This window comes from Kribbella sp. NPDC058245, assembly GCF_042882005.1.
Classification (GTDB): domain Bacteria; phylum Actinomycetota; class Actinomycetes; order Propionibacteriales; family Kribbellaceae; genus Kribbella.
The window spans coordinates 540,732-563,508 of record NZ_JBHVWY010000001.1; the positions used below are offsets into that span (position 1 = coordinate 540,732).

At 66.3% G+C, this 22,777-nt stretch carries 15 protein-coding genes; all 15 read left to right on the top strand.

The annotated features are described in order from the left end of the window. The first annotated feature begins 2 nt into the window (after positions 1 to 2). The 15 genes from ACFVWG_RS02675 (at position 3) to tuf (ending at position 22,747) form a co-directional block, all read left to right on the top strand. The gene (locus tag ACFVWG_RS02675) at positions 3 to 1,331 is read left to right on the top strand and encodes an MCE family protein (RefSeq protein WP_391541377.1); all 1,329 of its coding nucleotides are present in this window, start codon (positions 3 to 5) and stop codon (positions 1,329 to 1,331) included. After that, positions 1,328 to 2,365 carry an MCE family protein gene (locus ACFVWG_RS02680; protein ID WP_391541378.1) on the top strand — a complete coding sequence of 346 codons (1,038 nt, stop codon included), beginning with the start codon at positions 1,328 to 1,330 and terminating at the stop codon, positions 2,363 to 2,365. The genes ACFVWG_RS02675 and ACFVWG_RS02680 overlap by 4 nt, the downstream gene beginning before the upstream one ends. Next, positions 2,362 to 3,372: an MCE family protein gene (locus tag ACFVWG_RS02685; RefSeq protein WP_391541379.1), complete on the top strand. Its 1,011-nt coding sequence runs from the start codon at positions 2,362 to 2,364 to the stop codon at positions 3,370 to 3,372. Before ACFVWG_RS02680 ends, ACFVWG_RS02685 begins: the two co-directional genes overlap by 4 nt. After that, positions 3,369 to 4,565, top strand: coding sequence for an MCE family protein (locus ACFVWG_RS02690; RefSeq protein WP_391541380.1), 1,197 nt, complete (start codon positions 3,369 to 3,371; stop codon positions 4,563 to 4,565). Before ACFVWG_RS02685 ends, ACFVWG_RS02690 begins: the two co-directional genes overlap by 4 nt. Then, positions 4,562 to 5,773, top strand: coding sequence for an MCE family protein (locus tag ACFVWG_RS02695; protein ID WP_391541381.1), 1,212 nt, complete (start codon positions 4,562 to 4,564; stop codon positions 5,771 to 5,773). The genes ACFVWG_RS02690 and ACFVWG_RS02695 overlap by 4 nt, the downstream gene beginning before the upstream one ends. Continuing rightward, positions 5,770 to 7,056, top strand: coding sequence for an MCE family protein (locus tag ACFVWG_RS02700; RefSeq protein ID WP_391541382.1), 1,287 nt, complete (start codon positions 5,770 to 5,772; stop codon positions 7,054 to 7,056). Before ACFVWG_RS02695 ends, ACFVWG_RS02700 begins: the two co-directional genes overlap by 4 nt. 32 nt (positions 7,057 to 7,088) lie before the next feature. Continuing rightward, positions 7,089 to 7,553, top strand: coding sequence for a hypothetical protein (locus ACFVWG_RS02705; protein WP_391541383.1), 465 nt, complete (start codon positions 7,089 to 7,091; stop codon positions 7,551 to 7,553). Next, positions 7,553 to 8,278 carry a hypothetical protein gene (locus tag ACFVWG_RS02710; protein ID WP_391541384.1) on the top strand — a complete coding sequence of 242 codons (726 nt, stop codon included), beginning with the start codon at positions 7,553 to 7,555 and terminating at the stop codon, positions 8,276 to 8,278. Before ACFVWG_RS02705 ends, ACFVWG_RS02710 begins: the two co-directional genes overlap by 1 nt. A gap of 287 nt (positions 8,279 to 8,565) precedes the next feature. Further along, positions 8,566 to 12,051, top strand: coding sequence for a DNA-directed RNA polymerase subunit beta (rpoB, locus tag ACFVWG_RS02715; RefSeq protein ID WP_391541538.1), 3,486 nt, complete (start codon positions 8,566 to 8,568; stop codon positions 12,049 to 12,051). Between the two features lie 104 nt (positions 12,052 to 12,155). Further along, positions 12,156 to 16,016, top strand: coding sequence for a DNA-directed RNA polymerase subunit beta' (locus ACFVWG_RS02720; RefSeq protein WP_391541385.1), 3,861 nt, complete (start codon positions 12,156 to 12,158; stop codon positions 16,014 to 16,016). 689 nt (positions 16,017 to 16,705) lie between these two features. Further along, entirely contained in the window at positions 16,706 to 18,049 is a 1,344-nt protein-coding gene (locus ACFVWG_RS02725) for a nuclear transport factor 2 family protein (RefSeq protein ID WP_391541386.1), read from the top strand. A gap of 404 nt (positions 18,050 to 18,453) precedes the next feature. Continuing rightward, positions 18,454 to 18,828 carry a 30S ribosomal protein S12 gene (gene rpsL, locus ACFVWG_RS02730; protein ID WP_012923692.1) on the top strand — a complete coding sequence of 125 codons (375 nt, stop codon included), beginning with the start codon at positions 18,454 to 18,456 and terminating at the stop codon, positions 18,826 to 18,828. Next, positions 18,828 to 19,298: a 30S ribosomal protein S7 gene (gene rpsG, locus ACFVWG_RS02735; protein WP_132402672.1), complete on the top strand. Its 471-nt coding sequence runs from the start codon at positions 18,828 to 18,830 to the stop codon at positions 19,296 to 19,298. Before rpsL ends, rpsG begins: the two co-directional genes overlap by 1 nt. Positions 19,299 to 19,420: 122 nt before the next feature. Further along, positions 19,421 to 21,481 carry an elongation factor G gene (fusA, locus tag ACFVWG_RS02740; protein ID WP_391541539.1) on the top strand — a complete coding sequence of 687 codons (2,061 nt, stop codon included), beginning with the start codon at positions 19,421 to 19,423 and terminating at the stop codon, positions 21,479 to 21,481. Positions 21,482 to 21,553: 72 nt separating this feature from the next. Continuing rightward, positions 21,554 to 22,747, top strand: coding sequence for an elongation factor Tu (gene tuf / locus ACFVWG_RS02745; RefSeq protein ID WP_391541387.1), 1,194 nt, complete (start codon positions 21,554 to 21,556; stop codon positions 22,745 to 22,747). Positions 22,748 to 22,777: the final 30 nt, after the last annotated feature.

A 22,777-nucleotide genomic window follows, 5' to 3' on the forward strand; every position in this document is an offset into this window, starting at 1 on the left:
AAATGATCGACAAGCTCCCGCACAAGGTCTACGGCATCGTGTTCATCGGGGTGCTGTGCTTCCTGCTCTGGCTGACGTATGCGTTCTACGCGAAGGTCTTCACCAAGACCGTCGACGTGGAGCTCAAGACCAGCCACATCGGCCTGCAGCTCAACGAGCACGCCGATGTGAAGCTGCGCGGCATCATCGTCGGCGAGGTCAGCGGTGTCTCCACCGACGGATCCGATGCGACGATCAAGCTGTCGCTGAAGCCCGACCAGGTGGACGAGATCTCCAGCGCGGTCAGCGCGCGGATCCTGCCCAAGACCTTGTTCGGCGAGAAGTACGTCGCTCTGGTCCCGCCGAGTGGTGCCGAGGGCCGGCACATCCGGGCCGGTGACGTGATCGCCCGCGACAAGACCGCGGTCGGCATCGAGATCGAGAAGGTGCTGAACGACGCCCTGCCGTTGCTGCAGGCGGTCGACCCGGCCGACCTGAACGCGACGCTGAACACGCTGGCCACCGCGCTCGAGGGGCGCGGCACCGAGATCGCCGGGACGCTGACCCAGCTCGACGCCTACCTGAAGAAGCTGAACCCGAACGTCCCGAAGCTGATGGACGCGCTGACCAAGCTCACCCAGGTCTCCCAGCTGTACGGCGATGCGACGCCCGATCTGGTCCGTGCGCTGCGCAATCTGACCATCACCGGGAACACGGTGGTGGAGAAGGAACAGCAGCTGCAGAAGTTCTTCGTCGACGTACAGACGCTGTCCTCGACGACGGACACGTTCCTGAAGCAGAACGAGGACCGGGTGATCCGCCTCGGCGAGGTGAGCAAGCCGGTGCTGGACCTGCTGGAACGCTATTCGCCCGAGGTCCCGTGCTTCCTCAAGGTGATGACGGACACCACCCCGATCCTGAACGACACGTTCCGCGACGGGCGGCTGAACATCAATCTCGAGATCATCACCAACCAGCCGACGCCGTACGAGCCGAACGAGCTGCCGGCCTACAAGGACCACCGCGGGCCGACCTGCGTGGGCAAGAACTACAGCCACCCGGGCTCGAAGCCGGGACCATACACGCAGCAGAACCCGGCGCCGTACATCACCGGTGAGGACGGCGTGATCGGCGACCACGGCAAGCTGAGCCAGTTCCCGCTGAACCTGACGCTGAACCGCGCGATGCCCGGGTTCGCGATGGACACCCAAGGGGTCGGTACGTCGGCCGAGCAGAAGGTCGTCGACGCGGTCGTCGCCCCGACGATGGGCATCCCCGCGAGCGACGTACCGGATCTGACGACGCTGCTGGTCGGACCGCTACTGAGGGGCGGGCAGGTGAATCTTCGATGACGAAACTGCTGGACAAGAAGACCTCACTGGACATCGTCCGGCTGTCGATCTTCGTCGTGGTGACCACGGTCGCGACCGCCTTGCTGGCGGTGACGATCGGGAACATCACCTTCAACGCGACGACGAAGTACCGGGCCGTGTTCACCGACGCGGTCGGGCTGAACCAGGGCGACGACATCCGGATCGCCGGGGTGAAGGTCGGGCAGGTCGACAAGATCGCGCTCTACCAGAACACGTTGGCGCTGGTGACCTTCAGCGTCGACTCCGACCAGGTCGTCGACACCTCCACCAAGGCGACACTGCGCTACCGAAACCTGGTCGGCAACCGGTACATCGCGCTGACCGACGGTGTCGGCGGTGGCGAGCGGCTGAAGGCGAACGGGCTGATCCCGAAGGAGCGGACGGCGCCGGCGCTCGACCTGTCGGTGCTGTTCAACGGGTTCAAGCCGCTGTTCACCGCGCTCACCCCGGCGGACGTGAACCAGTTCGCGTTCGAGGTGATCAAGGTGCTGCAGGGCGAGGGCGGCACGATCGAGTCGCTGCTGGCCAAGACCGCGTCGCTGACCACCACGCTGGCCGACGCGGACGAGGTGATCGGCAGCCTGATCACCAACCTGACCTCGACCCTGCAGATCGTGTCGCAGCGGCAGCAGAACTTCTCCCAGTTGCTGGTCAACCTGCAGCAGTTCATCACCGGCCTGAGCCAGGACATCAACCCGATCCTGAACTCGCTCGGCTCGATCAACTCGCTCAACACCAAGACGGCCGGCCTGCTGCAGCAGACCCGGGTCCCGATCAAGGCGGACCTGGACCGGTTGCGCACGGTCGCGACCACGCTCGACGACACCCAGGGCATCTGGGTGAAGACGCTGCAGTTCATGCCGGAGAAGCTGAACACGATGACCCGGACGGCGTCGTACGGGTCCTGGTTCAACTTCTACCTGTGCAACTTCGACGGCAACGTCACGCTCCCGACCGGCACCCGCATCCCGGTGAGCTACGACCTGAACTCGGCGAGGTGCAAGAAGTCGTGAAGCCCTTCCGCGAACAGAACCAGGTGACGATCGGCGTCATCGGCCTGACCGTGATCGGGCTGATCATGCTGGCCGCGTTCAAGGCGCAGGACCTGCCGTTGATCGGTGGCGGGACCAAGTACTCCGCGCAGTTCTCCGAGGCCGGCGGCCTGAAGCCGAACGACGAGATCCGGGTCGCCGGTGTCCGGGTCGGGCAGGTGCGCAAGGTCGAGCTCGACGGCTCCCACGTCCGGGTCGACTTCGTCGTCGACAAGGGCGTGAAGCTGGGCGACCAGACCGGTGCCGAGATGAAGATCAAGACGCTGCTCGGCCAGAAGTACCTGAAGCTGAACCCGGCCGGCGGCGGCGAGCTGAAGGCCGGCTCCGAGATCCCGCTCGCGCGGACAGTTTCGGCGTACGACGTCGTGGACGCGTTCTCGGATCTCGCGAACACGACCGAGCGCATCGACACCGCCCAGCTGGCGAAAGCCCTGGACACCTTGTCGGCGACCTTCAAGAACACGCCGGACGAGGTGCAGGCCTCGCTGACCGGCCTGTCCCGCCTCTCCCGCAACGTGGCCAAGCGCGATGAGCAGCTGAAGCTCCTGCTGCAGCACTCGAACACGGTCACCAAGGTGCTCGCCGACCGCAACCAGCAGCTGATCAAGCTGATGAAGGACGGCAACACCGTCTTCCAGGCCGTGCAGGCGCGGCGCGCGCTGATCCACCAGTTGCTGGTCTCGACGCAGAAGCTGTCCGCGCAGATCACCGCGCTGGTCCGCGAGAACCGCAAGGATCTCGGTCCGACGCTGCAGAAGGTGAACGCGGTCCTCGGCGTACTGCTGAAGAACCAGAACGACCTGGACGCGAGCATCAAGGGGCTCGCGCCGTTCGTGAAGCTCTTTACCAACACGCTCGGCACCGGACCTTGGTTCGACGTCTACCTGCAGAACCTGGCACCGGTTCCTGAGGTGCCGCTGCCGAAGATCGATCTCGGTCTGCCCCCGCTGCTGGGAGGTGGCCGATGACGAAGGTGTCGTCGCTGTCCCGGTGGATCGCGATCGGGGTGGTCCTGGTGATCGTCGCGATCAGCGTGGTCTCGCTGTGGCCGAACCCCCAGCGGGTGACGGCGACGGCGTACTTCCCGCGCGCGGTCTCGGTCTACCCCGGCTCCGATGTCCGGATCCTCGGCATCAAGGTCGGCGAGGTGGAGAGCGTCACCCCGGCCGGTCGCACGGTCCGGGTGAAGTTCTGGTGGGAGGCCAAGCACAAGGTGCCGGCCACCGCCAAGGCTGTCATCGCGGCGCCGTCGATCGTCGCCGACCGGTATGTGCAGCTCACCCCGGTGTACTCCAAGGGCGATGTGATGGCCGACGGGGCGCAGATCCCGCTCGAGCGGACCGCCGTACCGCTGGAGCTCGATCAGATCTACCAGAGCCTGAACGACCTGTCCGTCGCGCTGGGTCCCAAGGGTGCGAACGACCAGGGCGCGTTGTCGCGGCTGCTGGACGTCTCGGCGAGGAACCTGAACGGCCAGGGCGCGAAGCTCAACCAGACCATCACCGACGTCTCCAAGCTGACCGGGACACTCGCGGGCAACTCGCAGAGCCTGTTCTCGACGATCCGGCAGCTGCAGACCTTCGTCTCCGCGCTCGCTGCGAACGACGCGCTGGTGAAGCAGTTCAACACCAACTTCGCCGCGACGTCGACGACGCTGGCCGGTGAGCGCAAGGACCTGACCTCAGCGCTGTCGCTGCTCGCGACCGCGCTCGGCGAGGTCGCGACCTTCGTCAAGGACAACCGGACGCTGGTGAAGAGCACAGTCTCCGGGGCCACCGAGCTCTCCCAGATCCTGGTCAAGGAGAAGGCAGCCTTGGCGCAGATCCTCGACACCGCGCCGCTCGGCCTGGGCAACCTGGCCCGGATCTACAACCCGCAGTTCGGCACGCTGGACCAGCGGCTCAACCTGGCCCAGCTCGACAACCCGTCGTCGTTCATCTGCTCCCTGCTGCTGCAGGCCAACCAGCCGCTGTCGACCTGCTCGCTGCTCAAGCCGGTGCTGGACGCGCTGCCCAAGCTCCCGCTGCTCAGCCAGCTGACCGGTGGCGCACCTGCCAGCGGAGGACCAGCCGGTACGCCGTGGGCCGGGGTACCGAGTGCGCCGCTCAAGCGAGTCAGCCCGGACCCGGTCGACCCGACCCTCGGGGGGCTGGTGAAATGAGACGCCGTACCGCATTCGCTGCCGGAGCCTTGGCCCTGGCCATGACGCTGACCGGGTGTGACTTCAGCGTGTACTCGTTGCCGTTGCCCGGTGGCGCGAAGATCAAGGGACCGTCGTACACGGTCACTGTTGAGTTCGCCGACGTGCTGGACCTGGTGCCGAAGTCGACGGTCAAGGTCGACGACGTGACGGTCGGGACGGTCGAGAAGGTCTGGCTCGAGGGGTACGTCGCCAAGGTCCGGATCAAGCTGCCGAAGAGCCTGGAGCTCCCGGACAACGAGCGCGCCACGATCCGCCAGACCAGCCTGCTCGGCGAGAAGTTCGTCTCGCTGGCACAGCCGACCGGCGCCGAGGCGCCGCGCGGCCGGCTCGAGAACGGCGAGGTCATCCCGCTGTCGCGGACGACCAGCAACGTCGAGGTCGAGGAAGTGCTGTCCGCGCTGTCCCTGCTGCTGAACGGCGGCGGTGTCGCGCAGCTGCAGATCATCACCCAGGAGCTGAACAAGGCGCTGACGGGGAACGAGCCGGCCATCAAGGACGTGCTCACCCAGCTGAACACGTTCGTCGGCACGCTGGACCAGAACAAGCAGAAGATCGTCACTGCGATCACCGCGGTCGATGCTTTGGCGAAGAAGCTGAACGCGCAGAAGGAGACGCTGGCGACGGCGATCGATTCGCTGCCGAAGTCGATCGCGACCCTGGACAAGCAGCGGGCCGCGCTGGTCAAGACGCTGCAGGCGCTCTCGACGCTCGGCAGCACCGCGACCCGCGTGATCACCTCCGCGCAGAAGGATCTGGTCGCCAACCTGCAGTCGCTGTACCCGATCCTGACCAAGCTGGCCGAGGCGGGGGACAACCTGCCGAAGTCGCTGCAGTTGCTGTTCACCTACCCGTTCCCGGACGACGCGGCGCGCGGGGTCCAGGGTGACTTCACCAACCTGGGCATCACGCTGGACATCAACACCCAGAAGCTGCTCAAGGGTCTGCTCGGGCTCGACCTGCCCACGGTCGGCCCGACCGCACTGCCGACCCTCGGGGTGAGTCTTCCCTTGCACAACCCGACCACGACGAAGCCGGGCACCAAGCCGACCGGAGTGGCCACGACCTGTGTGACCGTGCTCCTGCTGCCGGTCTGCGGCCCGAAGCTCAACCGGGCCGGGTTCGATCCCGACCTGGCGCGAGCCCTGATGCCGGGGATGGTCAAGTGATCACCAAGACAGTCCGCGTCCAGCTGATGGTGTTCCTGCTGATCACCGTCGTCGGGATCGCCTTCGTCGGCGCGCGGTACGCGCAGGTCGACAAGCTGCTCTACGACCAGGACTATACGGTCAGCGCCAGCTTCGCCGAGTCCGGCGGCATCTTCGAAGGTGCCGAGGTGACGTACCGCGGCCAGCCGGTCGGCCGGGTCGGTGAGCTGAAGCTGCTGCCCGACGGCGTGCTGGTCAACCTGGACATCGAGAAGAAGCACAAGATCCCGAACGACCTGCTGGCCGTGGTCGCGAACCGGTCCGCGATCGGCGAGCAGTACGTCGATCTGCAGCCGCGCCGCGAGGGAGCGCCGTACCTGAAGGACAACTCGCGGATCGACCGGGAGAACACCGCGATCCCGATCGACACCACCGAGCTGCTGCTGAACCTCGACCAGCTGGTCAACTCGGTCGACCAGGACAGCCTGCGGACCACGGTCAAGGAGCTCGGGACCGCGCTCAAGGGCAAAGGCACCGACCTGCAGAAGATCATCGACAGCTCCGGCCAGCTGATCGACGACGCGGACGCGAACATCCTGCAGACCATCAAGCTGATCAACGACGGCGACACCGTGCTGGCCACCCAGGTGGCCAGTGGCGACGCGATCAAGACCTGGGCGAAGAACCTCGCACTGCTGTCCGACACCCTGGTCAGCTCGGACGCGAACCTGCGCCAGGTGATCGACCAGGGCTCGGCCGCCTCGACCCAGATCACCGGCCTGATCCAGGACAACCGCGCGGACATCGCGGTGCTGCTGGGTAACCTGCTGACGGTGAGCCAGTTGACCGCGGTCCGGCTGGATGCCGTCGAGCAGCTGCTCGTCGTGTATCCGGCGGTGTCGATGGGTGGGTACGTCGTACCGGCCAAGGATCCCGGGACCGGGCACTACGACGCGCACTTCGGGCTCGTGCTCGGCTTCTCGCCGCCGGCCTGCCGCGCGGGTTACCCCAAGGACTGGCGAGTGCCGCAGGAGACCTCGAACACCAAGGCCAAGACCGCCAGCTGTACGGCGTCGCCGTCGTCCGGCGTCAACGTTCGAGGCGCGCAGAACGCGCCGGCGCCGTCGTCGCGTGCGGACCGCAACCGTGTCGGCTACGGCATCGGCTACGACCCGGCGACCGGCGCGGCCGGTGGCTCCGGCGGGATGCCCGAGATGATTCTCGGCTCGACCGGTGGACAGCAGGAGCTGCTCGGCAGCGATTCCTGGAAGGCTCTGATTCTCGGACCGGTGACCGGCAAGTGACTTCGGGCAACTCCCGGCGGGGCAGGCTGATCGTGGCATGGGCGCTGAGCGTCCTGCTGGTGATCGCGCTGGCCGCCGCAACTCTCTCGGTGATCGCGCTGCAGAAGCAGCGCCAGGACAAGAGCCTGCGCGAGGGCGCGATGAAGTCCGCGCGGCAGCTCGCGCTGGACTTCACCACCTACGACTACCAGACCTGGGACGCGGACTCGAAGCGCGTGCTGGACGACTCCACCGGACAGTTCCGGCAGGAGTTCGAGGCCGGGATCGCAGCGGTGAAGGCGGACGTGGGGACCAACAAGGCGACCTCCAAGGGCGATGTGAAGGAGGCTGCGGTGGTGTCCGGGGACAAGGACTCGGCCGAGGTCCTGGTGATCGTCAACGCGGTCGTCACGAACACGGCGTCGGCCGACGGGGTCGAGCGCCGGTACCGGATCAAGCTGGACATGGTCCGTGAGAAGGGTCGCTGGCTGACCGCCGACCTGCAGGTGGTGGGCTGATGCCGGACCGTCCCCGCAACCGCCCCCGGATCGCCGGCCAACGCCGTACCGGCGTGGTGCCCGCGACCGAGGAAACCACCGAGGACCTGCTCGACGAGCCGCTCGACACTGTGGTCGACGAGAGCGTCGATGACGGGGTCGATGAACCGCTTGAGGCTGTGACTCAGGACACAGCAGAGGTTGAAGCGACCCCTGCTGAGGAGTCCGAGGCACCCCCTCCGGCTACTGAGCGTAGTGAAAGAGGTCCTATCGGCGGCGTGCTGTTCGCGATGCTCGGCGTACTGATCGTCCTGGTGCTGACCGTGGCCGCCGTACTCGGGGTGAAGGCCTGGCAGGGCAAGCAGGCCGAGGATGCCCGCAACCAGGCGGCCGCGGCCGGGCGGAAGGCGGCCGAGACGGCGCTCAGCTACGACTACCGCGACCTCGACAAGAGCTTCGCGGCGGCGCGGGCGACGATGACCCCGGAGTTCGCGGGGAAGTTCGACGAGACCGCCAAGGTGGCCGGTGAGCTGGCGACCAAGTCCAAGGCGACCGTGAAGGCCGAAGTCCGTGAGGTCGGGGTCCGCGACGGCGACGCCGACCGGGTCACGCTGATCATCTTCGTGAACCAGACCACCACCAGCACGATCACGCAGGGTAAGCCCCGGGTCGATCTGAACCGGACCCGGTTCACGATGGTCCGAAAAGACGGCCGATGGCTGGTCCAGGAGATCGCCGGACTGTAGTCTCTTTGTGACTCCGCACCAAGAGGACGCCGGCAGGCTCGTGGGTGGTCTACCCACTGGAGACACCGGGTCGGTCCTTGACGGAAAGGGGGGTCCGAAGGCAAACTATCGGACCCCATTGGACAGGCTTGCCTCTATCGGGTAGCCTATTGCTTTGCGCTGCCTTTCTCCCACCTCGGCTCGGGTCTCGACTTGACTGGGGTGGTTTGGCCTGCGCTCGAAAGCTCAGCATCAGCACCGCAAGTGCCACACAGAAGTTACTTTGCGAGCCCGTGGAAGGACGCCCCTTGGTCGCCTCGCGCAACCCCCAGTCCGACAGCATTTCCGACGTTTCCGGCTCTCCCCGCCGTATCTCCTTCGCGAAGATCGCGCAGCCTCTCGAGGTTCCCGATCTGCTCGCGCTGCAGGTGGACAGTTTCGACTGGCTGGTCGGTAACGAACTCTGGCAGGCCCGCGTGGCCGCCGCCGAGGCCGAGGGGCGGACCGAACTGTCCGGTCCCTCCGGCCTGGAAGAGATCTTCGAGGAGATCTCCCCGATCGAGGACTTCAGCGGCACCATGTCGCTGTCGTTCCGCGACCACCGATTCGAGCCGCCGAAGAACACGGTCGACGAGTGCAAGGAGCGCGACGTCACCTACTCGGCGCCGCTGTTCGTCACCGCCGAGTTCATGAACAACGAGACCGGCGAGATCAAGAGCCAGACCGTCTTCATGGGCGACTTCCCGCTGATGACGCGCAAGGGCACCTTCGTGATCAACGGCACCGAGCGTGTCGTCGTCTCGCAGCTGGTCCGTTCGCCCGGTGTGTACTTCGAGCGCACGCCGGACAAGACGTCCGACAAGGACATCTTCACGGCCAAGGTGATCCCGTCGCGCGGTGCGTGGCTGGAGTTCGAGGTCGACAAGCGGGACATGGTCGGTGTCCGGCTGGACCGCAAGCGCAAGCAGAACGTCACCGTGCTGCTGAAGGCCCTGGGCTGGACCGACGCGCAGATCCTCGAGGAGTTCGGCGAGTACGAGTCGATCCGCCTCACCCTGGAGAAGGACCACACCTCCGGGCAGGACGACGCGCTGCTGGACATCTACCGCAAGCTGCGTCCGGGCGAGCCGCCGACGCGCGAGGCCGCGCAGGCGCTGCTGGAGAACTACTACTTCAACGGCAAGCGCTACGACCTGGCCAAGGTCGGCCGCTACAAGATCAACAAGAAGCTGGGTCGCGACGAGACCCACGACACGGCCGTGCTGACGATCAACGACATCGTCGCCACGATCAAGTACCTGGTCGCCCTGCACGAGGGCAAGACCGAGCTGCCCGCGCCGACCGGTGAGATCGTCGTCGAGGAAGACGACATCGACCACTTCGGCAACCGGCGGCTGCGTACTGTCGGCGAGCTGATCCAGAACCAGCTGCGCACCGGCCTGGCCCGGATGGAGCGCGTGGTCCGGGAGCGGATGACGACCCAGGACGTCGAGGCGATCACGCCGCAGACCCTGATCAACATCCGTCCGGTGGTGGCGGCGCTGAAGGAGTTCTTCGGTACGTCGCAGCTGTCGCAGTTCATGGACCAGACCAACCCGGTCGCCGGTCTGACCCACAAGCGTCGCCTGAACGCGCTCGGCCCGGGTGGTCTGAGCCGTGAGCGGGCCGGCTTCGAGGTCCGCGACGTGCACCCGTCCCACTACGGCCGGATGTGCCCGATCGAGACCCCGGAAGGCCCGAACATCGGTCTGATCGGCTCGCTCGCGTCGTACGGCCGGGTGAACCCGTTCGGGTTCGTCGAGACGCCGTACCGCAAGGTCGTCGAGGGCCTCGTCACCGATCAGGTGGACTACCTGACCGCCGACGAGGAGGACCGGTTCGTCATCGCGCAGGCCAACGCGGCCCTGACCGAGGACAGCCGGCTCGCCGAGGACCGCGTGCTGGTCCGTCGTCGCCACGGTGAGGTCGAGCTCGCGCTCGTCGCGGACGTGGACTACATGGACGTCTCCCCGCGCCAGATGGTGTCGGTCGCGACGGCCCTGATCCCGTTCCTCGAGCACGACGACGCCAACCGCGCGCTGATGGGTTCGAACATGCAGCGCCAGGCGGTGCCGCTGATCACCTCGGACGCGCCGCTGGTCGGCACCGGGATGGAGTTCCGCGGTGCGGTCGACGCCGGTGACGTGGTCGTGTCGGAGAAGGCGGGTGTGGTCAAGGAGGTCTCGGCCGACCTGATCGAGATCGCCGCCGACGACGGCACCTACCAGACCTACCGGCTGCAGAAGTTCCGGCGCTCGAACCAGGGCACCTGCATCAACCAGCGTCCGCTGGTCGACGCCGGGCAGCGGGTCGAGATCGGTTCGCCGCTGGCCGACGGTCCGTGCACCGACGAGGGCGAGATGGCCCTCGGCCGGAACCTGCTCGTGGCGTTCATGTCGTGGGAAGGCAACAACTACGAGGACGCGATCATCCTCTCCCAGCGGGTCGTGCAGCAGGACCTGCTGACCTCGATCCACATCGAGGAGCACGAGGTCGACGCCCGCGACACCAAGCTGGGTCCGGAGGAGATCACCCGGGACATCCCGAACGTCTCCGACGAGATGCTGGCCGACCTCGACGAGCGCGGCATCATCCGGATCGGCGCGGAGGTCACCACCGGTGACATCCTGGTCGGCAAGGTCACGCCCAAGGGTGAGACCGAGCTGACCCCGGAGGAGCGGCTGCTCCGGGCCATCTTCGGTGAGAAGGCGCGGGAGGTCCGCGACACCTCGCTGAAGGTTCCGCACGGCGAGAACGGCACCGTCATCGGCGTCCGCGTCTTCGACCGCGACAACGGCGACGAACTGCCGCCGGGTGTGAACCAGCTGGTCCGCGTCTACGTGGCCCAGAAGCGCAAGATCTCCGTCGGTGACAAGCTCGCCGGACGTCACGGCAACAAGGGCGTCATCTCGAAGATCCTGCCGGTCGAGGACATGCCGTTCATGGAGGACGGCACCCAGGTCGACATCATCCTGAACCCGCTGGGCGTGCCCGGCCGGATGAACGTCGGTCAGGTCCTCGAGACGCACCTCGGATGGGTCGCCAGCCGCGGCTGGAAGGTCGACCCGGACAGCCCCGAGGAGTGGGCGCAGCGACTGATCAAGATCGGCGCCGGCGAAGCCCCGCCGATGACGAACGTCGCCACCCCGGTCTTCGACGGCGCGCTCGAGGAGGAGGTCACCGGCCTGCTCGGCTCGACCCTCCCGAACCGCGACGGCGACCGGATGGTCAACGGCACCGGTAAGGCCCGGCTCTTCGACGGTCGCTCCGGCGAGCCGTTCCCGGAGCCGGTCGGCGTCGGCTACATGTACATGCTGAAGCTGCACCACCTGGTGGACGACAAGATCCACGCCCGTTCGACCGGTCCGTACTCGATGATCACGCAGCAGCCGCTGGGTGGTAAGGCGCAGTTCGGTGGTCAGCGGTTCGGCGAGATGGAGGTGTGGGCCCTCGAGGCCTACGGTGCCGCCTTCGCGCTGCAGGAGCTGCTGACGATCAAGTCGGACGACGTGGTCGGCCGGGTCAAGGTCTACGAAGCGATCGTCAAGGGCGAGAACATCCCGGAGCCGGGTATCCCGGAGTCCTTCAAGGTTCTGGTCAAGGAAATGCAGTCCCTGTGTCTGAATGTCGAGGTCCTCTCGTCCGACGGAAGCCGGGTCGAGATGCGCGACAGCGAAGAGGACGTCTTCCGCGCAGCGGAAGAACTGGGAATCGACCTGTCCCGGCGGGAGCCGAACAGCGTCGAGGAGGTCTGAGCGGGTTGCCGCTTGAGATCAACAGCCAACTCACTCAGACCATCCCCTTCGGGGGCCTGGGGGTCGCTCCCCAGATCACTACAGCAATCGGGAGATAACACATCGTGCTCGACGTGAACTTCTTCGACGAGCTTCGGATCGGCCTGGCGACCGCGGATGAAATCCGCCAGTGGTCGCACGGCGAGGTCAAGAAGCCCGAGACGATCAACTACCGGACGCTCAAGCCTGAGCGTGACGGTCTGTTCTGCGAGAAGATCTTCGGTCCCACCCGGGACTGGGAGTGCTACTGCGGTAAGTACAAGCGCGTTCGCTTCAAGGGCATCATCTGCGAGCGGTGTGGCGTCGAGGTCACCCGCTCCAAGGTGCGCCGTGAGCGGATGGGCCACATCGAGCTGGCCGCGCCGGTCACCCACATCTGGTACTTCAAGGGTGTCCCGTCGCGACTGGGCTACCTGCTCGACCTCGCCCCGAAGGACCTCGAGAAGGTCATCTACTTCGCGGCGTACATGATCACCGACGTCGACGACGAGGCACGGCACCGTGACCTCGCGTCGTTGGAGGGCCGGACCGACGTCGAGCGCAAGCAGCTCGAGAACCGGCGCGACAACGACATCGAGACGCGGATGAAGAAGCTCGAGGAGGACCTCGCCCAGCTCGAGGCCGAGGGCGCGAAGGCCGACGTTCGCCGCAAGGTGAAGGAAGGCGCCGAGCGTGAGGTCAAGCAGCTGCGCGACCGTGCGCAGCGCGAGATCGACCGCCTCGACGAGGTCTGGACCCGGTTCAAGAACCTGAAGGTCCAGGACCTCGAGGGTGACGAGATCCTCTACCGCGCCATGAAGGAGCGCTTCGGCAAGTACTTCGCCGGGGCGATGGGCGCGGCCGCGATCCAGCGCCGGCTGGAGACCTTCGACCTGAAGGCCGAGGCCGACAACCTGCGCGAGACGATCAAGACCGGTAAGGGCCAGCGCAAGACCCGCGCCCTGAAGCGGCTCAAGGTCGTCACCGCGTTCCTGGCCACCAACAACAGCCCGATGGGTATGGTCCTGGACTGCGTCCCGGTCATCCCGCCGGACCTGCGGCCGATGGTTCAGCTCGACGGTGGCCGGTTCGCCACCTCCGACCTGAACGACCTGTACCGCCGGGTGATCAACCGGAACAACCGCCTCAAGCGGCTGCTCGACCTCGGCGCGCCCGAGATCATCGTCAACAACGAGAAGCGGATGCTGCAGGAGGCCGTCGACGCACTGTTCGACAACGGCCGCCGTGGCCGTCCGGTCACCGGCCCGGGCAACCGGCCGCTGAAGTCGCTGTCCGACATGCTCAAGGGCAAGCAGGGTCGTTTCCGTCAGAACCTGCTGGGCAAGCGCGTCGACTACTCGGGCCGCTCGGTCATCGTGGTCGGCCCGCAGCTGAAGCTGCACCAGTGCGGTCTGCCGAAGGCGATGGCGCTGGAGCTGTTCAAGCCGTTCGTGATGAAGCGGCTGGTCGACCTCAACCACGCGCAGAACATCAAGTCCGCCAAGCGGATGGTCGAGCGTCAGCGCGCCCAGGTCTGGGACGTGCTGGAAGAGGTCATCACCGAGCACCCCGTGCTGCTGAACCGCGCGCCTACCCTGCACCGGCTGGGTATCCAGGCGTTCGAGCCGCAGCTCATCGAGGGCAAGGCGATCCAGATCCACCCGCTCGTCTGCTCGGCGTTCAACGCCGACTTCGACGGTGACCAGATGGCGGTGCACCTGCCGCTGTCGGCCGAGGCCCAGGCCGAGGCGCGGATCCTGATGCTGTCGACGAACAACATCCTGAAGCCGGCCGACGGCCGTCCGGTCACGATGCCGACGCAGGACATGATCATCGGCATCTACTTCCTGACGATGCTGAAGGACGACGCGCTGGGTCAGGGCCGGGCGTTCAGCTCCGTGGCCGAGGCCATCATGGCCTTCGACCGCAACGAGCTGTCGCTGCAGGCCAAGGTCATGCTGCGGCTGTCCGGCTCGGGTGCTCCGGAAGGCTCGGAGCCGCTCGACAACGGCGGGTTCGCGCTGGAGACGACGCTGGGCCGTGCGCTCTTCAACGAGACGCTGCCGAGCGACTACCCGTTCGTGAACCTCGAGGTCGGCAAGAAGCAGCTGGGCGGGATCGTCAACGATCTGGCCGAGCGCTACACGAAGGTCGAGGTCGCCAACGCCCTCGACGCGTTGAAGGACCTCGGTTTCCGCTGGGCCACCCGGTCCGGTGTCACCGTGTCCATCGACGACTTCTCCACGCCGCCGTCCAAGCCGGAGATCATGGCGCGGTACGAGGCGCAGGCCGAGAAGGTCCAGAAGCAGTTCGAGCGGGGTCTGATCACCTCGTCCGAGCGGCGTCAGGAGCTGATCGAGATCTGGACCGGAGCCAACGCCGAGGTCGGCAAGGCGATGGAGGAGAACTTCGAGAAGCACAACCCGATCTGGATGATGGTCCACTCGGGTGCCCGAGGCAACATGATGCAGATCCGGCAGATCGCCGGTATGCGTGGCCTGGTGGCCAACCCGAAGGGCGAGATCATCGCGCGGCCGATCAAGGCCAACTTCCGCGAGGGTCTGTCCGTCGTCGAGTACTTCATCGCGACGCACGGTGCTCGTAAGGGTCTGGCCGACACCGCGCTGCGGACCGCCGACTCGGGGTACCTGACCCGTCGTCTGGTGGACGTCTCGCAGGACGTCATCATCCGCGAGGAGGACTGCGGCACCGAGCGCGGTCTGCCCAAGCAGATCGGTGAGGACGGCCCGAACGGCGTCGTCGTCCACGCGGAGAACGTCGAGACCAGCGCCTACGCACGGACGCTGGCCACCGACACCGCCGGTGCCGACGGCAGCATCGTGCTGACCGCCGGTAGCGACCTGGGCGACGTCTCGATCGCGAAGCTGATCGAGGCCGGGGTCAAGGAGGTCAAGGTCCGCTCCGTGCTGACCTGTGACGCCAAGACCGGTACCTGCGCCAAGTGCTACGGCCGTTCGCTGGCGACCGGCAAGCCGGTCGACATCGGTGAGGCCGTCGGCATCATCGCGGCCCAGTCCATCGGTGAGCCGGGTACGCAGCTGACGATGCGTACCTTCCACACCGGTGGTGTCGCGGGTGATGACATCACCCACGGTCTGCCGCGTGTCGTCGAGCTGTTCGAGGCGCGTCAGCCGAAGGGCAAGGCGCCGATCTCCGAGGCGGCCGGCCGGATCTCGATCGAGGACACCGACAAGACCCGGAAGCTGGTGCTCACCCCGGACGACGGTTCCGAGGAGGTCGCCTACCCGGTGTCGAAGCGTGGCCGCCTGCTGATCGAAGAGGGTCAGCACGTCGAGGTCGGTCAGCAGCTGATGCAGGGTACGCCGGACCCGCAGGAGGTTCTGCGGATCCTGGGTGTCCGCAAGGCGCAGGAGCACCTGGTGGACGAGGTCCAGGAGGTGTACCGGTCGCAGGGTGTGGCCATCCACGACAAGCACATCGAGATCATCGTCCGGCAGATGCTGCGCCGGGTCACGGTGATCGAGTCCGGCGACGCGAACCTGCTGCCGGGTGAGCTGGCGGATCGCATCCTCTTCGAGGGTGAGAACCGCCGGGTGGTCTCCGAGGGCGGTACGCCGGCCTCCGGACGTCCGGTGCTGATGGGTATCACCAAGGCCTCGCTGGCCACCGAGTCGTGGCTGTCGGCCGCCTCCTTCCAGGAGACGACCCGCGTCCTCACCGAGGCCGCGATCCACGGCAAGTCCGACTCCCTGGTCGGTCTGAAGGAGAACGTCATCATCGGAAAGCTGATCCCGGCGGGTACCGGCATGGACCGTTACCGCAACATCCGGGTGGAGCCCACCGAGGAGGCGAAGGCCGCGATGTACTCGATGGTCGGCTACGAGTCGTACGACTACGACTTCGGCCCGTCCGCCGGGCAGTCGGTCCCGCTCGACGACTTCGACCTCGGTTCGTACCAGAACTGATCAGAGTCAACCTGTCCGGGGTGGTGGGGCGGGGAAAGAATTCAATACAGCAACGGCGGTACCCCCTCGGGGGTGCCGCCGTTGCGGCGTTCTCAGCGCGACCGTTCCGCTGCCCGGCGAGTGTGCCCTCGGCCGGGTCACCAGCGCAGCCGACGTCCGAAAAATCGCCGACCACGTGCTCACATGCTTCGGACGTCGCCGCGGCGACCAGTTGCGTCCAAGCAGCGCGGCGTACGGCGAGGTGGTGATTCGGTACGACGTTGAGCACCGCTCAGCCATCTGACCGCCCAGGAAGTGGTTGATGGGTGCACAAGGTGAGCCGCCCGGACGACCTTGTGCACGGTTCGACCGTTTCGGCGGGTGCCACGTGGATGGGTGCTCAAGGTGCGCGCCCATCACCTCGACGACAGGGTGAGTTCGGCCCGTCACTAACGTCCGAAGACACGCCGACCACGTGCTCAGATGCTTCGGACGTTGATGTGGTGTGGAGATTTACGTCCGAAGACGCGCCGACCACGTGCTGCGATCCTTCGGACGTTGGCGGGGGCCGCAGCGGTACCCGGGGGTGGGGTTTGGGGAGTGGTTCAAACGCCTTGATGAATAAGGGAAATCGACCGTTTCGGATCGTGATCAGGGTGACACTCGGGGTGGTGGCTCAAAGTGTCCGGGGCATGGTCCAAGATTGGTGCATGACGGATCTTCCGGCCTACCTGCGGCCCTTCGTCCTGGGTGTTCTGGACGGGCCTGATGTCAGGGTCGACAGGCTCGGGGAGCTCGACATCTACCGGCCGGCCGGCAGTGCCCGGACCGGCGCGATTCTCTTTGTGCACGGTGGTCCCGCACCGCCCGAACTGAAGACCTTCCCCACCCCACCGCCCCGGTCTCTCCAGGCGACGCCCAGAGATTGGCCGGTCTACCAGGGGTATGCGACCGCCGCCGCTCGCCGTGGAGCGGTGGCCGCCGTCGTCGATCACAGCCTCATCAGTGGCCTGGACAAGCTGTCCACCGCCGCGGACGAGGTGGAGGCAGCGATCGGCGTACTGCGTTCTGATCCGCGCGTCGACCCGGACCGGGTCGTGTTGTGGTTCTTCTCCGGTGCCGGTCTGCTGGCGGGGGAGTGGCTGGACAGCCGCCCCGACTGGCTGCGCGGCGTCGCCCTCACCTATCCACTGCTCGCCACCCCGCCCGGTGTCGACGATCTGGTCAACGCCGCCGAAGTGATCGGCAAAAACACCAACCTGCCGGTGCTGCTCACCAGGGCCGGGCTGGAGCGCGCAGAGCTCGCCGGCCCCGTTGCGGAGTTCGTCTCCGCGGGTGGCACCGCGCTGGACATCATCGACGTACCGAAAGGGCACCACGGGTTCGACATGCTCGACCACACCGAAGAATCACGCGCCGCCGTCACCAAGGCTCTGGACTGGGCGATCGCCCACCTGGGCGAAGAGCCGGGGACCCAGGACGGCCTGCTTGTCCCGCCGCCGAAGGCCAAGACCACCACGACATCCACCACCACAACCGCCACCCGCCGGACGCCGGCCGCCACCAAGCCGAAACCCGAGCCGGTGAAGGAAGAACTGCCCCTCGCCGAGGCACCCGTCGTACCGGCTGAGACCGCTCCGGCAGCGCCGGTAGCTGCCGCGCCCGCCAGTGCGCAGCTCCCGGAGACCACCGACCTGCTGAGCTCGATCACGAGCTCGTTCGGGCCCGTGGACACCGCGGCCGCCCGGGTCGTCGGGCGTGAGCACTCGGCGTACGCAGCGCACGATCTGGAGGCGTTCCTGGCGATGTATTCGCCGACCGCCCGGATCTCGTTCGCCGACGGCTCCGAGATGAAGGGCCGCCGGTTCCTCCGCGAGCTCTACCGGCCGCTGTTCGACGCCGGCCGCTGCAAGACCGAGGTGGCGCAGAAACTGATGCTCGGCGAGTGGGTGGTTGAGCACCAGGTGGCCCACGACACCGGTGAGCCGGTGCCGCGGATCGCGTTGTACCGCGTCTCCGAAGGACTGATCACCGACGTCGAGTTCCGCTCCTGACGGGTTCCGCTGAGACACCGATCCGCCTGCTGGACGTTCTGCGGCGCCGCGCGAGCGGCGCCGATCCAGGCGCCCACTGGTCTTCCGGCGATACCTGCTGTGGGGGCGGTGAGAGGTACTCCGCGGAGCCTGTAGACTGGAACAGCGGATCAGCCTCGCTGTGGTGTGGTTAGTCATTTTGACCGTGCTGGAGGCAGCCGCTAGTCTTAACGATCGTGCCCGGGTCATCCTGGGCCGTCATGCGTGCCCCTCGCAGTATTTCGGGTCTGCGCGCGTGACACGGGACTCCTGCCGATAGAGAGATTACGGCTCCGGTACGCCCGTGTGCACGCGACACACCCGACCGCGGGGGTCAGGTGCAAGAGCATGAGCAGAAAGCCGGACGACAGAAAGAGACCTACGCGGTGCCCACCATTCAGCAGCTGGTCCGCAAGGGCCGCCAGGACAAGGTGTCCAAGAACAAGACGCCCGCCCTGAAGGGTTCCCCTCAGCGTCGCGGTGTGTGCACGCGCGTCTACACCACCACGCCGAAGAAGCCGAACTCGGCCCTTCGCAAGGTCGCGCGTGTCCGCCTGACCAGCGGCATCGAGGTCACCGCGTACATCCCCGGCGTCGGCCACAACCTGCAGGAGCACTCGATCGTGCTCGTGCGTGGCGGTCGTGTGAAGGACCTGCCCGGTGTCCGGTACAAGATCATCCGCGGTTCGCTCGACACCCAGGGTGTGAAGAACCGTAAGCAGGCTCGTAGCCGTTACGGCGCGAAGAAGGAGAAGAGCTAATGCCGCGCAAGGGTCCCGCCCCGAAGCGGCCGGTCATCATCGACCCGGTCTACAGTTCACCGCTCGTCACCCAGTTGATCTCGAAGATCCTGGTCGACGGCAAGAAGCAGATCGCGCAGAGCATCGTCTACACGGCCCTCGAGGGCACGAAGACGAAGACGGGCACCGACCCGGTCATCACGCTCAAGCGCGCGCTCGACAACGTCAAGCCGAGCATCGAGGTGAAGAGCCGCCGCGTCGGTGGCGCCACCTACCAGGTGCCGATCGAGGTCAAGCCGGGCCGTTCGAACACGCTGGCCCTGCGCTGGCTGACCTCGTACTCCCGCGCTCGTCGCGAGAAGACGATGGCCGAGCGCCTGATGAACGAGATCCTGGACGCGTCGAACGGTCTGGGTGCTTCGGTCAAGCGCCGCGAGGACACGCACAAGATGGCCGAAGCCAACAAGGCCTTCGCCCACTACCGCTGGTGATCCGGGGTCCGCTCCGGACCTCCGCACTCACACTTTTTACGCAGCACAGAATCGAGAGGTAGACCACCGAGGTGGCCGTACAAATCACCACCGACCTGGCCAAGGTCCGCAACATCGGAATCATGGCTCACATCGACGCCGGTAAGACGACGACGACGGAGCGGATCCTCTTCTACACCGGTATCACGTACAAGATCGGTGAGGTCCACGACGGCGCTGCCACGATGGACTGGATGGAGCAGGAGCAGGAGCGCGGCATCACGATCACGTCCGCCGCGACGACCTGCACCTGGAAAGACCACACCATCAACATCATCGACACCCCGGGTCACGTCGACTTCACCGTCGAGGTGGAGCGCTCGCTGCGCGTCCTCGACGGCGCCGTCGCCGTGTTCGACGGTGTCGCCGGTGTCGAGCCGCAGTCCGAGACCGTGTGGCGCCAGGCGGACCGGTACGGCGTACCGCGGATCTGCTTCGTCAACAAGCTGGACCGCACCGGCGCGGAGTTCATGCGCTGCGTCGACATGATCATCGACCGGCTGGCCGCGACACCGCTGGTGCTGCAGCTGCCGATCGGTGCGGAGTCCGAATTCATCGGCGTCGTCGACCTGGTCGGCATGCGCGCGCTCACCTGGCGTGGCGAGACGACGATGGGTGAGGACTACGCGGTCGAGGAGATCCCGGCCAGTCACACCGAGATCGCGGCCGAGTGGCGCGACAAGCTGATCGAGACGCTGGCCGAGGCCGACGACGAGATCATGGAGCTGTACCTGGAGGGCACCGAGCCCACCCAGGAGCAGATCGTGGCCGGCATCCGCCGCGCGACGATCGCCTCCAAGCTGACCCCGGTGCTGACCGGTACGGCGTTCAAGAACAAGGGCGTCCAGCCCCTGCTCGACGCGATCAACGCGTACCTGCCCAGCCCGCTCGACGTGCCGGCCATCGAGGGCCACGACGTCAAGGACAGCGAGCTCGTCGTGCTGCGCAAGCCGGACGACAGCGAGCCGTTCTCGGCGCTGGCGTTCAAGATCGCGGCCGACCCGCACCTGGGCAAGCTGACCTTCATCCGGGTGTACTCCGGCAAGCTCGAGACCGGCACGCAGGTCCTGAACCCCACCAAGGGGCGCAAGGAGCGGATCGGCAAGATCTACCGGATGCACGCGAACAAGCGTGAAGAGATCGCGTCGATCGGCGCCGGTCACATCGTCGCCGTGATGGGTCTGAAGGACACCACCACCGGTGAGACGCTGGCCGACCCGGCCAAGCCCGTCGTGCTGGAGTCGATGCAGTTCCCGGCACCGGTCATCTCGGTCGCCATCGAGCCCAAGTCGAAGGGCGACCAGGAGAAGCTGGGCGTCGCGATCCAGCGGCTGGCGGAGGAGGACCCGACCTTCCAGGTCCGGACCGACGACGACACCGGCCAGACGATCATCGCCGGCATGGGCGAGCTGCACCTCGAGGTGCTGGTCGACCGGATGAAGCGCGAGTTCCGCGTCGAGGCCAACGTCGGCAAGCCGCAGGTGGCCTACCGCGAGACCATCAAGAAGAAGGTCGAGAAGGTCGACTACACGCACAAGAAGCAGACCGGTGGTTCGGGTCAGTTCGCGCGTGTGATCATCAACATCGAGCCGACTTCGGTCGAGGCCGGTGGCGAGGGCGGCTACGAGTTCGTCAACGCCGTCACCGGTGGCCGCATCCCCCGGGAGTACATCCCGTCGGTGGACGAGGGCGCGCAGGAAGCGATGGAGTTCGGCGTCCTCGCCGGCTACCCGATGGTCGACGTCAAGGTCACGCTGACCGACGGCGCCTACCACGACGTCGACTCCTCCGAGCTCGCGTTCAAGATCGCCGGTTCGATGGCCTTCAAGGATGCCGCCCGCCGGGCGAATCCGGTCATCCTCGAGCCGATGTTCGCGGTCGAGGTGATCACCCCCGAGGACTACATGGGTGAAGTGATCGGCGACCTCAACTCCCGTCGTGGCCAGATCCAGTCGATGGACGAGGGCCCCGGTGGCAGCCGGGCGATCAAGGCCTCTGTGCCGCTGTCCGAGATGTTCGGGTATGTCGGTGACCTGCGGTCGAAGACCCAGGGCCGTGCGTCGTACTCGATGCAGTTCGATTCCTACGCCGAGGTTCCGAAGAACGTGGCGGAAGAGATCATCAAGAAGGCCCGCGGCGAGTAGTCTCGCTCCGGTCCAACCAACCCACAGCGCGTCGGCGTACGGCGTAAGTCAACACTTTTCAGGAGGGCCCCAGTGGCTAAGGCGAAGTTCGAGCGGACTAAGCCGCACGTCAACATCGGCACCATCGGTCACATCGACCACGGTAAGACCACTCTTACCGCGGCGATCACCAAGGTGCTGCACGACAAGTACCCAGATCTGAACGATGACTATGCCTTCGACCAGATCGACAAGGCGCCGGAAGAGCGTCAGCGCGGTATCACGATCTCGATCGCGCACGTCGAGTACCAGACCGAGGCCCGGCACTACGCCCACGTCGACTGCCCTGGTCACGCCGACTACATCAAGAACATGATCACCGGTGCGGCCCAGATGGACGGTGCGATCCTGGTCGTCGCCGCCACCGACGGCCCGATGCCGCAGACGCGTGAGCACGTGCTGCTCGCCCGTCAGGTCGGCGTGCCGGCGATGGTCGTCGCGCTGAACAAGTGCGACATGGTCGACGACGAGGAGATCCTGGAGCTCGTCGAGCTCGAGGTTCGCGAGCTGCTCTCCGAGCAGGAGTTCGACGGCGACAACGCGCCGATCGTCCGCGTCGCCGCTCACCCGGCGCTGCAGGGCGACGCCAAGTGGGGCGAGTCGATCATCGAGCTGATGAACGCCGTCGACTCCTACATCCCGCAGCCGGAGCGCGAGGTTGACAAGCCGTTCCTGATGCCGGTCGAGGACGTCTTCACGATCACCGGTCGTGGAACCGTTATCACCGGCCGGATCGAGCGGGGCATCGTCAAGGTCAACGAGACCGTCGACATCGTCGGCATCCGTGAGACCAAGCAGACCACCACGGTCACCGGTATCGAGATGTTCCGCAAGCTGCTCGACGAGGGGCGCGCCGGTGAGAACGTCGGCCTGCTGCTTCGTGGCACGAAGCGCGAGGACGTCGAGCGCGGCATGGTGGTCATCAAGCCGGGCACCACGACCCCGCACACCAACTTCGAGGCTTCGGTCTACATCCTCTCGAAGGAAGAGGGCGGCCGGCACACGCCGTTCTTCCAGAACTATCGCCCGCAGTTCTACTTCCGCACCACGGACGTGACCGGCGTCGTGACCCTCCCCGAGGGCACCGAGATGGTCATGCCGGGCGACAACACCGACATGAACGTCGAGCTGATCCAGCCGATCGCCATGGAGGAGAACCTCAAGTTCGCTATCCGCGAAGGTGGCCGCACTGTCGGCGCCGGCCGGGTGACCAAGGTCATCAAGTGATCTGAGGCTTTCGCCGCAGCAAAGGTCCGG

Excerpts from the sequence above, each read along its gene's own strand:
- fusA (WP_391541539.1), top strand. The coding sequence starts at position 19,421 with ATGGCTCACATCGACGCCGGTAAGACGACGACGACGGAGCGGATCCTC.
- ACFVWG_RS02710 (WP_391541384.1), top strand. The coding sequence starts at position 7,553 with ATGCCGGACCGTCCCCGCAACCGCCCCCGGATCGCCGGCCAACGCCGT.
- ACFVWG_RS02695 (WP_391541381.1), top strand. The coding sequence starts at position 4,562 with ATGAGACGCCGTACCGCATTCGCTGCCGGAGCCTTGGCCCTGGCCATG.
- ACFVWG_RS02675 (WP_391541377.1), top strand. The coding sequence starts at position 3 with ATGATCGACAAGCTCCCGCACAAGGTCTACGGCATCGTGTTCATCGGG.
- ACFVWG_RS02725 (WP_391541386.1), top strand. The coding sequence starts at position 16,706 with ATGACGGATCTTCCGGCCTACCTGCGGCCCTTCGTCCTGGGTGTTCTG.
- ACFVWG_RS02690 (WP_391541380.1), top strand. The coding sequence starts at position 3,369 with ATGACGAAGGTGTCGTCGCTGTCCCGGTGGATCGCGATCGGGGTGGTC.
- rpsG (WP_132402672.1), top strand. The coding sequence starts at position 18,828 with ATGCCGCGCAAGGGTCCCGCCCCGAAGCGGCCGGTCATCATCGACCCG.
- ACFVWG_RS02680 (WP_391541378.1), top strand. The coding sequence starts at position 1,328 with ATGACGAAACTGCTGGACAAGAAGACCTCACTGGACATCGTCCGGCTG.